14 protein-coding genes are annotated in these 13,309 nt (G+C 65.1%); 10 read left to right on the top strand and 4 right to left on the bottom strand.

What is annotated here, in order from left to right:
- The first annotated feature begins 24 nt into the window (after positions 1-24).
- Together cbiQ and AB6M95_RS01755 are read left to right on the top strand one after the other, a co-directional pair.
- On the top strand, positions 25-795 hold the full coding sequence (gene cbiQ / locus AB6M95_RS01760) for a cobalt ECF transporter T component CbiQ (RefSeq protein WP_371385011.1): 771 nt from the start codon (positions 25-27) through the stop codon (positions 793-795).
- The gene (locus AB6M95_RS01755) at positions 792-1,508 is read left to right on the top strand and encodes an energy-coupling factor ABC transporter ATP-binding protein (protein ID WP_371385010.1); all 717 of its coding nucleotides are present in this window, start codon (positions 792-794) and stop codon (positions 1,506-1,508) included. Before cbiQ ends, AB6M95_RS01755 begins: the two co-directional genes overlap by 4 nt.
- A gap of 6 nt (positions 1,509-1,514) precedes the next feature.
- On the opposite strand, the gene AB6M95_RS01750 is transcribed toward AB6M95_RS01755, so the two are convergent.
- A complete protein-coding gene (locus AB6M95_RS01750; RefSeq protein WP_371385009.1) occupies positions 1,515-1,904 on the bottom strand; it encodes a response regulator in 390 nt (129 codons plus the stop codon).
- 216 nt (positions 1,905-2,120) lie between these two features.
- Here AB6M95_RS01750 and AB6M95_RS01745 point away from each other — a divergent pair, with 216 nt between their 5' ends.
- From AB6M95_RS01745 to AB6M95_RS01710, 8 genes are read left to right on the top strand one after another with little or no spacing between them, the layout of a single operon-like run.
- A complete protein-coding gene (locus tag AB6M95_RS01745) occupies positions 2,121-3,512 on the top strand; it encodes an MATE family efflux transporter (RefSeq protein ID WP_371385008.1) in 1,392 nt (463 codons plus the stop codon).
- A gap of 9 nt (positions 3,513-3,521) precedes the next feature.
- Positions 3,522-4,403, top strand: a complete 882-nt coding sequence (locus tag AB6M95_RS01740; protein WP_371385007.1) for a DUF2156 domain-containing protein — start codon at positions 3,522-3,524, stop codon at positions 4,401-4,403.
- A 3-nt stretch (positions 4,404-4,406) separates the two neighbouring features.
- A complete protein-coding gene (locus AB6M95_RS01735; RefSeq protein WP_371385006.1) occupies positions 4,407-5,705 on the top strand; it encodes an alkaline phosphatase family protein in 1,299 nt (432 codons plus the stop codon).
- A complete protein-coding gene (locus AB6M95_RS01730) occupies positions 5,706-7,850 on the top strand; it encodes an ATP-dependent helicase (RefSeq protein WP_371385005.1) in 2,145 nt (714 codons plus the stop codon).
- 17 nt (positions 7,851-7,867) lie between these two features.
- Positions 7,868-8,815 carry a thiamine-phosphate kinase gene (thiL, locus tag AB6M95_RS01725; RefSeq protein WP_371385004.1) on the top strand — a complete coding sequence of 316 codons (948 nt, stop codon included), beginning with the start codon at positions 7,868-7,870 and terminating at the stop codon, positions 8,813-8,815.
- Positions 8,816-8,826: 11 nt separating this feature from the next.
- Positions 8,827-9,231 carry a tRNA (N6-threonylcarbamoyladenosine(37)-N6)-methyltransferase TrmO gene (gene tsaA, locus AB6M95_RS01720; protein WP_371385003.1) on the top strand — a complete coding sequence of 135 codons (405 nt, stop codon included), beginning with the start codon at positions 8,827-8,829 and terminating at the stop codon, positions 9,229-9,231.
- Positions 9,232-9,235: 4 nt separating this feature from the next.
- Positions 9,236-10,102 (top strand): alpha/beta fold hydrolase, encoded by an 867-nt coding sequence (locus tag AB6M95_RS01715; protein WP_371385002.1) that lies wholly within the window; start codon positions 9,236-9,238, stop codon positions 10,100-10,102.
- A gap of 9 nt (positions 10,103-10,111) precedes the next feature.
- The gene (locus AB6M95_RS01710; protein WP_371385001.1) at positions 10,112-10,672 is read left to right on the top strand and encodes a chalcone isomerase family protein; all 561 of its coding nucleotides are present in this window, start codon (positions 10,112-10,114) and stop codon (positions 10,670-10,672) included.
- 114 nt (positions 10,673-10,786) lie between these two features.
- On the opposite strand, the gene AB6M95_RS01705 is transcribed toward AB6M95_RS01710, so the two are convergent.
- The 3 genes from AB6M95_RS01705 to AB6M95_RS01695 form a co-directional block, all read right to left on the bottom strand.
- Complete coding sequence (locus AB6M95_RS01705; RefSeq protein WP_371385000.1) at positions 10,787-11,575, bottom strand: formate dehydrogenase accessory sulfurtransferase FdhD; 789 nt, start codon at positions 11,573-11,575, stop codon at positions 10,787-10,789.
- A 3-nt stretch (positions 11,576-11,578) separates the two neighbouring features.
- The gene (locus AB6M95_RS01700; RefSeq protein ID WP_371384999.1) at positions 11,579-12,493 is read right to left on the bottom strand and encodes a formate dehydrogenase accessory protein FdhE; all 915 of its coding nucleotides are present in this window, start codon (positions 12,491-12,493) and stop codon (positions 11,579-11,581) included.
- Between the two features lie 77 nt (positions 12,494-12,570).
- The gene (locus tag AB6M95_RS01695) at positions 12,571-13,305 is read right to left on the bottom strand and encodes a 4Fe-4S dicluster domain-containing protein (protein ID WP_371384998.1); all 735 of its coding nucleotides are present in this window, start codon (positions 13,303-13,305) and stop codon (positions 12,571-12,573) included.
- Between the last annotated feature and the right edge of the window lie 4 nt (positions 13,306-13,309).

Here is a 13,309-nt window from a genome sequence, read left to right as displayed (position 1 = left end):
CATGCACCCGAAACAGGAGCTTGCGTGGCCTCACTGACCGAGCCGTTCGCCTCGGGCGATTCCTTTCTGCACGGCATGGACCCGCGCATCCGGCTCCTGGCCGCGCTGGTCCTGACCGTGCCCGTGGCCGTGCTGCCCGCGCTCCGGCCCGCCTGGCTCGCCCTGGCCGCCGGGCTGATCCTGGTCAAGATGGCCCGGCTGAACATGCTGCACGTGCTGAACCGGCTGGCGGTGGTCAACCTGTTCATCGTCTTCCTGTGGCTCTTCCTGCCCTTTTCCGTGTCGGGCGAGCCGGTCTTCGACCTCGGCCCGCTGCACGCCACGGCCCAGGGCATCGACCGCGCCCTGCTCATCACGGTCAAGTCCAACGCCGTCGTGGTCAGCCTGATGGCCCTGCTCGGGACCATCTCCATCCAGAACCTCGGCCCGGCCATGCAGCAGCTCGGCATGCCCGACAAGCTGTGCCACATCCTGCTCTTCACCCACCGCTACATCTTCTCCATCTACCAGGAGTACACGACCATGCGCCAGGCCATGCGGGCGCGCGGATTCAAGCCGCGCACGGACACGCACACCTACCGCGCCTACGCCTGGTTGGTGGGCATGCTCCTGGTCAAGAGCTGGGACCGCGCGGAACGGGTCCACGGGGCCATGCTCTGCCGGGGGTTCCGGGGCCGCTTCTACAGCCTGGCCGCCTTTAAGACCCGGTCCGCCGACTACCTGTTCCTGCTCGCCTGCGCCGCGCTGAGCGCAAGCCTGATCTATATGGGATTCATTCAAGGGAGACCGCTGTGAGCCACGCCGTCATCGAGCTATCCAATATTTCCTATGCCTTCCCGGGGCGCGGGGAGACCCTCAAGGGGCTGACCTTCCACCTGCATCCCGGCGAAAAGCTCGGCCTGTTCGGGCCCAACGGCGCGGGCAAGTCCACCATGCTGCACATCCTCATGGGGCTGCTCACCCCGGACCGGGGCGAGGTCACCCTGTTCGGCGCGCCCATGGCCGACGCCAAGGCGTTCGACGCAGCCCGGCTGCGGATCGGCTTCCTGTTCCAGCACTCGGACGACCAGCTCTTCTGCCCCACGGTCCTCGACGACGTGGCCTTCGGCCCGCTGAACCAGGGGTTGAGCCGCGAGAAGGCAAGCGAGCGCGCCCGCGAGGCGCTTGAGACCGTCGGGCTGGCCGGGTTCGAGGACCGCGTGCCGCACCGGCTCTCCGGCGGCGAAAAGAAGCTGGTAGCCCTGGCCACGATCCTGTCCATGCGCCCCGAGGTCCTGGTCCTGGACGAGCCGACCACCGGGCTCTCGCCCGAGGCCAAGGATCGGCTGGTGGATATCCTGAAGAGACTGGACATGGCCCGGCTGGTGGTCTCTCACGACCCGGACTTCCTGGCCGCCACCACGGACCGGCTGCTGGCCATGCGCGACGGGCGCATCCGGCCCGGCGAGCTCAAGCCGCACAGTCACGTCCACGTGCACGCGGAAGGGGACGTGCCCCATCAGCATTGAGGTGAATCAGCAGACCGCGCCGCAGACCTTCTCGATCTTTTCCCGCAACTGCTGGGCGCTGAAGGGCTTGACCACGTAGTTGGAGACCCCGAGTTTGATGGCCCGCAGGACGTTCTCGCGGAAGGCTTCGGCCGTGACCATGATGAAGGGCAGGCACTTGTAGTCGGGGTGCTTGCGGACGAGGATGAGCAGATCCTGGCCGGTCATGCCGGGCATCTTGTGATCCGACAGGATAAGGTCGATGGAATCCCGCTGGATGATCTCCCAGGCCGAACGGCCGTCGTCGGCGGTGATCACGTTCCGGAACCCCAACTCCTTCAAGTCATTCTTTATGATCCGCCGCATGGTGCTGGAATCGTCCACCACCAGAATCCGCATGTCCATGTTCAAATTCATTTTCCCCATCGTCATCCGGGCCCGCCCGAAAGGCGCGCCGCCCCCCCTTTGGAATGGAAATTTCATCGTACAATGAATTGTCTCCTCGAACAAGCCAATTAGAATCCCGCGCGGAGCAAAAAAATAAGCCCAGAACCCTTGGCTTTCTGAAATATGAACCTATTATGAAGCAGCGGCCCGCCAAATCCGGTCAGCCCGAAAACGAAACCCCACACCATGGCGAACAACGATCTCACTGCGCAGATGTCGCACTCCCCTACCCGAACCATCTGGAAGCTGGCCTGGCCCCAGCTGATCATGACCATGTTCCACGTGCTCATCGGCATGACGGACGTGTGGGTGGCGGGGTACATTTCCCGTGAGGTCCAGGCCTCGCTGGGCATCATCACCCAATCCCTGTTTTTTCTGCTGGTCGTGGCCATGGCCGTGGCCAACGGCGCGGTGGCGGCCATCAGCCAGTCCATCGGGGCCGGGCTGGAGAAGCGGGCCATGCGCTACGTGGGGCTGTGCCTGATCCTGGCCTGCCTGCTCGGGGCCGTGTTCCTGGTCGTGGGCCTGCCGCTCAAGGACCTGCTCCTGTCCGCCCTGCAGGTGCCGGTGGCCATGCGCCCGGTGACCCACTATTTCCTGACCGTGTTCCTGCTCCTGCTGCCGCCCTACTACATGCTGCTCATCACCAACGCGATCTTCCGGGCGCGCAAGCAGGTCTTCTACCCGCTCTATTGCATGATCATCGTCACCAGCCTGAACACCGTGCTCGACCTCGGCCTGGGGCTGGGCTGGTTCGGCCTGCCGGACATCGGCTACAAGGGGCTGGCCTGGGCGACCTTCGGCTCGGTCACCTGCGGCGCGTTCTTCAACCTGGCGCTGCTGGCCTGGCAGGGGCAACTGAACCCCTCCTGTTTCGCGCCCTGGCGCTGGATGAAGCGGGCCACGCCCTACCTGGTCAAGGTGGCCTGGCCCTCCGGGCTCATGCAGGTCGTCTGGCAGTCCGGCTATCTGGTCCTCTACGCCATCACCGCCAGCCTGCCCGGCGGCGCGGTCAACGCCCTGGCCGGCATGTCCATCGGCCTGCGCATCGAATCCCTGCTGTTCATGCCCGCCATGGCCTTCAACATGACCGCGAGCATCCTCATCGGCCACTATCTCGGGGCGCGGCAACCCCTGGAGGCCAAGCGGTTCGGCTTCCGCATCCTGGCCCTGGGCCTGGTGTCCATCTCTCTTTTCGCCCTGGTGGTCTGGCAGTTCATCAACCCGTGGGTGGCCCTGCTCACCCGCGACCTGACCGTGGCGGCCCAGGCAGTCAGCTACCTCAAGTGGAACATGCTGGCCATCCCCTTCACCCTGACCAGCATGATCCTGGCCGGAGCCTTCAACGGGGCGGGCGCGACCATGTACAACATGCTCATCATGGGCGGCGCCACCTGGGCCCTCAGGCTGCCCCTGGCCTACCTCCTGGGCCACGAGGTCATGGATGGGGCCGAGGGCATCTGGATCGCCATGTTCTGCTCGCAGGTGGTCCAGTCGTCCATCCTGTTCTATTTCTTCACTTTCAAAAACTGGCAGCGTTTCGCCATGATCAAGCACAGAAACGGCCAAAAAGGATAAGGATTGTCCATGACCCTGAACTTCGAACCCATCTCACTGGACCGGCAGGACGAATACCACGAGGCCCTGACCGGCTGCCCCCAACTGCTGACCAGCGACTTCTCCTTCGCCAACATCTTCGGCTGGGCCGACCACTACGGCCTGGAGTGGGCCTTCCACAGCGGCCTGTGCTTCATCCGCCAGACCAAGCCGGAAACGATCTGCTGGGCGCCCGTGGGCCCGTGGGAAGACTATGACTGGGCCGGTTGCCGGGCCATGACCGAAGGGAAGAAATTCGTCCGCGTGCCCGAGGCCCTGACCCGGCTGTGGTCCATCGCCTACGGCAACAAGATGACTATCACCGAGAGCCGCGAACACTGGGACTACGTCTATTCGGTGGAGGAACTGATCTCCCTCAAGGGCAAGGCCTTCCACAAGAAGAAAAACCTGCTCAACCAGTTCAAGAAGAGCTACCTGTACACCTACGAGTCCATGGCCCCCGAGTGCGTGGAGGAGGTCCTGGAGATGCAGGACGAATGGTACAAGTGGTACGAGGAGAACAACCCGTCCGAGGCGCTCAAGGCCGAGAACCACGCCATCACCCGCGTGCTCCAGCACATCGACCAGATCAAGGGGTTGATGGGCGCGACCATCCGGGTGGACGGCAAGGTCATCGCCTACACCGTGGCCGAGCCCCTGTGCGAGGACTCCCTGGTCATCCACTTCGAGAAGGGCGACATCCGCTTCAAGGGCGTGTACCAGGCCATCAACCAGATGTTCCTGGAAAACGACGGGGCGGAGTACACCAACGTCAACCGCGAACAGGACCTCGGCGACGAGGGGTTGCGCAAGGCGAAGATGTCCTACAATCCCTCATTCTTCCTCAAGAAATTCGAGGCGGAACTGCTCTAGGCCATGTCCCTGCTCCTGCCCTCCGAGCCACGCCCGAGGCTCGTCGTCCTCGGCCTGGACGGCCTGCCGCTCGACCTCGCCCGCTCCCTGGGCGCTTCCCTGCCCAACCTGCGCAGGCTGGCCGAGGACGCGGTCACGGTCCGGGCCGAGCTGCCCGAGCTCTCCCCGGTGAACTGGACCTCCTTCCACACCGGGGAAGGCCCGGAGGCGCACGGCATATTCGGCTTCTCCCACCTGGACCCGAAGACCTACGCCCTGCGCGTCACCCAGGCCACGGACGTGGCCTGCCCGACCCTCTTCGACCGCCTCGGGGAGCGCGGCCTGGTCTCGCGGGTGGTCAACCTGCCCAACACCTACCCGGCCCGCCCCCTGCGCGGCATGCTCGTGGCCGGGTTCGTGGCCCCGGAGCTCAAGGGCGCGGCCTATCCGCCGTTTTTGGCCGACAAACTCCACGAGGCGGGCTACAAGCTCGAGGCCTACACCAGCCGGGGCCGGGCCGACCTTGAATATCTCCTGAGCGAGCTGCGCGCCACCCTCGACTCCCGACTGGCCGCCCTGGACATGCTCTGGCCCGACCTGGCCTGGGACCTGTTCGTGCACGTCTTCACCGAGACCGACCGGCTCTTTCATTTTTTCATGGACGCGGTGCTCCACGCCGACCACCGGGACCATTTGGCGTGCATGCGCTTCCTTGCGGCCTGGGACCACGCCCTGGGCCGGTTCCTGGCCCGATACGACGAACTCCCCGGCCCCAAGCGGCTCCTGGTCCTGGCGGACCACGGCTTCACCGAGTTGAAAACCGAAGTCTGCCTGAACACCTGGCTCATGCGCGCCGGGCTGCTCTCCCTGTCCGGGCCGCCGCTGGACGAATGGGACGCCTCCAGGATCACCCCCGAGTCCAAAGCCTTCGCCCTGGACCCCGGCCGTATATACCTGCATGAGCGGGGCCGGTTCGCGCGCGGGCACGTGGAGTGCGTCGAACGCGAAGGCCTGCTCGCACGCATCACGGACGGGCTCATGGAACTCAACTACGAGGGCGAACCGGTCCTGAGGGCGGTGCACCGGGGCACGGACCTCTATCCGGGCGCGGCCTCGGACCAATGCCCGGACCTGGTCGTCGAGGCCCGGCCCGGCTTCGACCTCAAGGCCAAATTCGACCGTCGAAATATTTTTGGTTTGCATGGACGCACCGGGACACATACGGTGGACGGAGCCATTTTCGCCGACACACGCGGCGCGCGCCCCGAACGGATGCGGGACGTCGGGCGCATCATACTGCAACACTTCGACATCATGGAATAAATGAATATCGACTTCGAGAACGAACTGAACGAGGCGCAACGCGAGGCCGTGACCGCCACCGAGGGGCCGGTGCTGGTCATCGCCGGAGCCGGATCGGGCAAGACCCGGACCATCGTCTACCGGCTGGCCCACCTGGTGAACCAGGGCGTGGACCCGGCCCAGATCCTGCTGCTGACCTTCACCCGCAAGGCCGCGCAGGAGATGCTCGCCCGGGCCGAGGCCATCCTCGGCCGCTCCCTCCACGGAACCTCGGGCGGCACCTTCCACTCGTTCGCCTACGCCACCCTGCGGCGCAACGCGGCGGACATCGGCTTCGACGGGGGCTTCACCCTCATGGACCGGGCGGACAGCGAGAACATCTGCAAGGAGGTCCGGGACGTCCTCAAGCTCGGCAAGGGGGACCGCTCCTATCCCAAGAAGGCCACCCTGCTGGACATGATCACCAAGTCCCGCAACAAGGAGCTGACCATCGAGGCGATCATGGAGCGCGAGGCCTACCACCTGAGCCCCTACCTTGAAGACATCCAGCGCATCAGCGACGGCTACGCCCGGTTCAAGCGCGAGCACGCCCTGGTGGACTACGACGACCTGCTCTTCCTCCTGGACGAATTGCTGGCCAAGAACGAGCCCCTGCGCAACCAGTTGCAGGCCCGCTACCGCTACATCATGGTCGACGAATACCAGGACACCAACCTGGTCCAGGCGCGCATCGTCAAGCACCTGGCCGGGACCAAGGGCAACGTCATGGCCGTGGGCGACGACGCCCAGTCCATCTACGCCTTTCGCGGGGCCAACGTCGCCAACATCCTGGAATTTCCAAGGATATTCGAAGGCGCCAGGGTCATCCGGCTGGAAAAGAACTACCGTTCGGTGCAGCCCATCCTGGATTTGACCAACGAAATCCTGAAAGGCGCGACCACCAAGTTCGACAAGCACCTGTACTCGGACCTCAAGAGCGACAAACTGCCCCAGGTCGTCCATCCCCTGAGCGACCAGACCCAGGCGAGGCTGGTGGTGGACCAGATCCTGGAACTGGGCCGCAAGCACATGCTGCACGACGTGGCCGTACTCTTCCGAGCGGGCTACCAGTCCTTCCCGCTGGAAGTGGCCCTGACGCGCATCGGCATCGACTATCAGAAATACGGGGGCATCCGCTTCCACGAGGCCGCCCACGTCAAGGACGTGCTCTCCTACATCCGGCTGATCCTCAACCCCCACGACCTGCTCGCCTGGCAGCGGGCCATGGAGCACATCAAGGGCGTGGGCGCCAAGACCGTGGCCAAGATCTACCAGGCCATGCACTCGGGCGACAAGAAGTACATGGCCAAGATGGTCACGAAGCACGAGCAGCTCAAGGAGCTGCTGACCGAACTGGACCGGCTGCGCGGCGGGCCCATGAAGCCGTCGACCATCCTCGAGGCCGTGCTCGCCTTCTACCAGCCCATCCTCATCGAGAAATACCCGGACGACTACCCCAAGCGGCAGGCCGGGCTGGAACAGCTCAGCCAGATCGCGGCGGGCTACCAGGACATGGAGCAGTTCATCGGCGACCTGTCCCTGGACGGCGACCCCGAGGACGAGAAGCGCAAGGAGAACGCGGTGGTCCTGTCCACGGTCCACTCGGCCAAGGGGCTCGAATGGGCGGCTGTGATCATCATCGACCTGGTGGAGGACCGCTTCCCGTCGCGCAAGGCCATGCAGCGGGCCGAGGACCTGGAGGAGGAGCGACGCCTGATGTACGTGGCCTGCACCCGGGCCAAGGAGGAGCTCAAGCTGTTCGTGCCCGGCTCGGTCTACAACCGGGCCAGCGGCATGTCCGACCCGACCCTGCCCAGCCCGTTCGTGCTGGAGCTGCCGGACACGGTCTTCGAACGGGTGAACGAGTCCTACGGCGGCAACCTGGAGACCCGGCGGCGGTCCGTGTACACCCTGCCCGAACCTGCCGTGCCGTTTGATGACGGCGAGAATCCGGGGGGCGCAAAAACCGCGCGGCCCAAGGTCGATCCGTCCAAGCTTGGGTTCTGCAAACACAAGATTTTCGGCAAGGGCAAGATCGTCGCCCAACTGGAACCGAACAAGTACAGGGTCAATTTTCCCGGTTTCGGCCTCAAGGTCATCATCGGGGACTACCTGGAATTCCTCTGATGGAGTATGAATAGACCATGCGAAGCGAAGCACACTTTCTGGAACTGATCGACAGCCACTTTTCCCGCGAGCACGATTTCCTGGCCCTGGGCCGGGGAGACGACTGCGCCGTGCTCCGGGGCGGCACTGACTACTGCGTGACCTCGGACCTCTTCCTGGAGGGCGAGCACTTCCGGCGCGACTACTTCTCTGCGGCCGACATCGGCTACAAGGCCCTGGCCGTGAACATCAGCGACATCGCGGCCATGGGGGCGAAACCCGTGGCCTTCACCATGGACCTGATGGCCCCGGTGGACCTCCCCGACGAGTTCTGGGACGAATTCCTCAAATCCATGGCCGGACTGGCCCGGCAGAACGACATGGTCCTGGCCGGCGGCGACCTGAGCCGCTGCGACCGGCTGGGCATCTCCATCTCCGCCTTCGGCGCGCCCGGCTCCAACGGGTTCCTGCGGCGCGGCAACTGCGCCTTCGGCGACATCCTGTTCACCGTGGGCGACATCGGCCTGGCCCGGACCGGGCTCATGGCCCTGGAGGCCGAAGGCATCAAGGCGCGCGAGACTATGCCCGCCGCGGTCATGGCCCATCTGCGGCCCAAACCCAAGGTCATGATCGGCACCCTGCTCAACGCCGCGGGCGTCAAGGGCCTCATGGACCTGTCCGACGGCCTGGCCCGCGACCTGCCCCGCTTCACGGGCCCGGACCTCGGCGTCAACCTGACCATCGACCCCGAAAGCCTGCACGGCGACGTGCACGCCTGGTGCAAGGGAGCCGGCCTCGACCCGGTGGAGTTCGCCGTGCTCGGCGGCGAGGATTACGCCCTGCTCGGCGCGGTCTCCCCATTCGAAGCAGGCAAGGCGAAATCCGTGCCCGGCTTCATGGAGATCGGTACGGTCACCAGGGAACCCGGCATCATCCTCAACGGCAAACCGTTCGACAACCCCGGATTCGACCACTTCAGCCAATAAACGGAGGCCCCATGGACAAGGAACTGGTCATCATCGGCACCGTTCAATCAACGATCAAGGATCTCGACTCGGCCCCCAAGATGGAGACCGAGGCCGGGGCCGTGCGCGCCCGCATCGTCATGGACCCGGCCTATGCCGAGGCCATGGACGGCCTTGAGCCGGGCGACAGGCTCGAGCTCTTCACCTGGTTCCACAAGTCCGACCGCACGGTCCTCAAGGTCCACCCGAGGGGCATCAAGGACAATCCGGTGCGCGGCGTGTTCGCCACCCGCTCCCCGGCCCGCCCCAACCCCATCGGCCTGCACCGCGTTACCCTGGTGGCCATGGAGGAACCCCTGACCCTGGTGGTGGAGCCGCTGGAGGCCATCGACGGCACTCCGGTCATAGACATCAAGCCCAAGCCTCGGGAAAAGTAGCCGGATGGACCGGTTCGAGGCCGTGGAGACCACCGGCGAGAGCCAGGTGGGCGGATGGGTGCGGACCACCGACGGCGTGCGCCTGTGGGTGGAGATTCGCGGCACGGGCAGGCCCGTGATCCTGCTCCATGGCTGGACCATGAGCTCCCTGTTCTGGCGGCGGCAGACCCAGTTGGCCGACGCCTGCCAGGTGGTGACCATCGACTTTCGCGGCCACGGCCGCTCCCAGACCACGCCGCGCGGCCACAACGTCCCGCGCTACGCCCTGGACGTACGCGAGGTGATCACCGCCCTGGGCCTGACCCGCGCCCTGCTCCTGGGCTGGTCCATGGGCGGCTCTGTGGCCCTGGAGTACTGGCAGCGGTTCGGACCGGACCGGCTGGCCGGGCTCGGCCTGGTGGAGACCGGCCCCTATCCCATGTCCTCGGCCCCGTGGAACGTGCACAAGTGCCACGGCCACAACGAGGAGGCCATGCGCGAGGACCTGAACGCCATGAAGGCGGACCGCAGGGGCTTCGCCGAGCGGTTCGTCAACGCCATGTTCCTGCCGGGGCACGCCCCGGAACACGCCCTGAAGTGGATGGTCGCCGAGCAGCTCAAAGCCGCCCCGGACACGGCCGCCGCCATCTACGAGGACTACGCGCAGCGCGACTACACGCCCGTGCTGCCCTCGGTGAGCCTGCCCGCCCTGGTCCTCTACGGCCGCTCCCTGCACATGTGCTACGGGCCGTCCACCGGCCGGTTCGTGGCCGCGTCCCTGCCCGATTCGCGCTTCGTCATCCTGGACAAGAGCGGCCATATGCCGTTTTATGAACAACCCGAAGAGTTCAACCGGACCGTTTCCGGGTTTCTGGACACCCTGGACGCCTGAGGAGGCCCCATGAAACGACTTGTCGCCGCCCTGCTGCTGACCCTGCTCTGCCTGACCCCGGCCCGCGCGGCCGAGCTGGCGGGCGTGACCCTGCCCGACACCGTGGACGTTGGCGCGCACAAGCTCGTCCTCAACAGCATCGCCCTGCGCGAAAAGTTCGTCTTCGACGTCTATGTGGCGGGCCTGTACCTGCCGGAGAAATCCAGCGATCCCGAGGCGATCCTGCAAAAGGAAGCGCCGCGCATGATGGTCATGCACTTTGTCCGCGACGTGGACGCCAAGGCCATCCGGGAGGCGTGGATCGAGGGGCTCGAGGCCAACGTGAAGGACATCACCCCGGAACTGCGGGACAAATTCGACCAATTGAACGACATGATGGCCGACATCAAGGACGGCCAGGAGATGGGCTTCACCTATGATCCGGGCACCGGCACCGACGTCATGGTCGCCGGACAGGCCAAGGGCGGCATCCCGGGCAAGGACTTCGCCGACGCCATCCTGGCCACATGGATCGGCCCCAAGCCGGGCCCGGGCAAGTCCTTCAAGAAACAGATTCTGGGCGAGAAATAGCCCGCGCGCAACCGCAAGAAAAGGCGTGCTAGGACCTCCCCTAGCACGCCTTGATGAAATCATCCGTCAATCGCCGCAAAGCGGCCGTCCCTCCCTCATTCCCCTCCAACCCCTTCAGCGGAACCGCCAGCCGTTGGCGTAGACGTTGAAGGAATTGTCCCGGATGCGCCCGACCAGGCTCAGGTTGTTGCGCTCGGCGTAGGTGATGGCCGAACTGGTCGCCGCCGAGAAACCGCACAGCAACGGGATGTTGGCCGTGGTCGCCTTGGTGGCCAGTTCCAGGGCCAGCCGGGACGAGAGCATGGCGATAGTCGCCGACTCCAGGGTCCCTTCGAGCAGGGCCCGGCCCACGGCCTTGTCAAAGGCGTTGTGCCGCCCCACGTCCTCCCCGTAGGAGATCAGCTCCCCTTCCACCGAAAACAGGGCCGCCGCATGGGTGGACCCGGTGTTCTTGAACAGGCTCTGCCGCCGCTCGAAGAGCGCCTTCAGTTCGAAGAGCAGCTCCGGGGCGATGTGCACCGGCCGGGGCGAGGGATAGATGCGCCGCACGGCCACCGGGGTCTTGAGGACCACGTCCACGCGCGACGGGCCGTGGTAGGAGAAGGCGATGTTCTGGATGTCCTCCGGGCACATGACCCGGGACAGGGAGAACAGGTAGCCCGCCACCAGGTTCAGGTCGTCGCCCGGGGTCCGGGCCAGAACCGCCTCGGCCTGGCCGTTGACGGTCAGGCGGATATCCGCCTCCTCGGCTATCTGGTCGTCCTTGAAGGACAATTTCCCGTCCGAATACCGCTGGATGGTCACCGGGCAGGCCAATTGCAGCGGCCGGACCTCGGCCGGACGTTCGGTCCGCCTGGGTTCCGCCTGGCCGTTCACGGCCCTGAGATGCGACGTGGGGGCCATGGTCTACTCCAGGCTGTTCCAGAGGGTCGAGGAAATGGGGGTCAGGTCCTGTTCGCGGGCGAAGATGTCCAGATGGATCAGCCCGATCTGGACGGCGTCCAGGTCCGGCAGGGGCTCGCACTCGCGCATGTCGATGCTCAGGCAGTACTTGCCGCACTTGTGGCACGCCTCGATGCGCTCGAACTTGGCGCTCTCCTGGTAGTAGACCTCGCGCGACTCGTTTTCGTCGTTGCCGCAGGCCGGGCAGGCGTTGCGCTTGTAGCGCCAGTCGTGGCCGCACAGGGAACAATGCAGAAACTTCTTGCCGCCGCCGCCCACCAACTGATCCAGGTCGGTCACCTCTCTGGGCGAGAGCTGGGCAATGGAGGGCGTGGATCCGCAGACGGGGCAGTAGCCCTCATCCCAGGCGAGCGTGGAAAGGGGTTCGCCCAGACCGTCCACCAGGGCGCGCAGGACGGGCCCGAAAACGGTCTCTGAAACATACAGCAGCGTGGTGTACGGTGTGATGCCGAGCTCTGCGGAGGTCTTCTCAAAGAGCTTCCAGTTGCCCTCGATGCGAGCCTGGGCAAGCCCCGCGATATTGCCGGGGTCGTCCATGAATTCCCCGAGCTTCCGCCACGCGTCCTCGTCGGGCTTCAGCGCGTCGAAGAGCAGGGGCAGTATGGCCGCCGCCGACTTCCTCAGGCTCTCGGCCCAGGGGGCGAGGTCCGCGTCCACCAGGACGGGCACGCCCTGGTTGGTGCGCGCCTCGTCGATTGCGGGCAGGGACAATCCCTCGGCCGCGAATTCGTCGCACAGCCGGGCCTTTTCCACGAACAGCGGGCCGAACCTGTCGGCCAGTTCGGAATAGGCGGGAACACGTTTCTTGATGGCGTCGAGGGTCGAGACTACGGTTTTGCTGTCGGAAGCCGATTTCATGGAGTACTCCGGTTCCCCGCTTCGGGCCGGAGCGCCCATTTCGGGACGCTCCGGCCGCCTGCGGAGACAGTTTCAGGTTACGCCTTCATGGCCTTGAAGGGTCTTGCCAGGGTGGCAAGGAACTGCTTCTTCGACATGGGGCCGATATTGGCCTCGGCCACCGCGTGATCAAAGTAGTTCACGGGTTCGTCGATGAGCAGGTAGATGACGTTGACGTCGTCGGGATCGGCCAGCATGGCCTTGGGCCACTTCTTCTTCAGGACGGCCAGGCGCTTTTCGGCCAGCTTGAGCATGTCCTCGCGCTCGCCGAAGTTCATGGTCCCGGTGGGACAGACCTTGACGCAGGCGGGCAGCATGCCCGCGTGCACGCGTTCGTTGCACATGGTGCACTTGCTCATGAGCCCGGTCTGGTCGTTGCGCCGCGGGATGTTGTACGGACACGCATCCCGGACCTCGCCGGCCTCTTCCTTCGAGAATTTTCTGGTCTTCTCGGTGAAGATGACCGCACCGGTCTTTTCGTCCTGGACGATGGCCTCCTCGACGTACACGTCACCCAGTTCCTTGCACGGGGGGACTACGCAATGGCGGCACTGTTCCGGGAAGAAGTTCCAGCGGATCACGCCGTCCTCGAGGTGTTCGCTGAAGCGGACGAGCTTGTAGTTGTTGGGGTTCAAATCCTGCGGATTCTGGTGGCTGCCCCAATGGTACTGGGTCGTCTTGTTGGCGGGCAGTTCGTTCCACTCCTTGCAGGCGATCTGACAGCCGCGGCACGCCGTGCAGCGGGATGTATCTATCAAGAATGACTTAGGCATGGCG

It is taken from the genome of Pseudodesulfovibrio karagichevae, from assembly GCF_041414475.1.
In the GTDB taxonomy this organism is placed as follows: domain Bacteria; phylum Desulfobacterota; class Desulfovibrionia; order Desulfovibrionales; family Desulfovibrionaceae; genus Pseudodesulfovibrio; species Pseudodesulfovibrio karagichevae.
The sequence above is the reverse complement of the archived record's forward strand: the minus strand, read 5'-3'. Positions and strand labels throughout refer to the sequence as shown.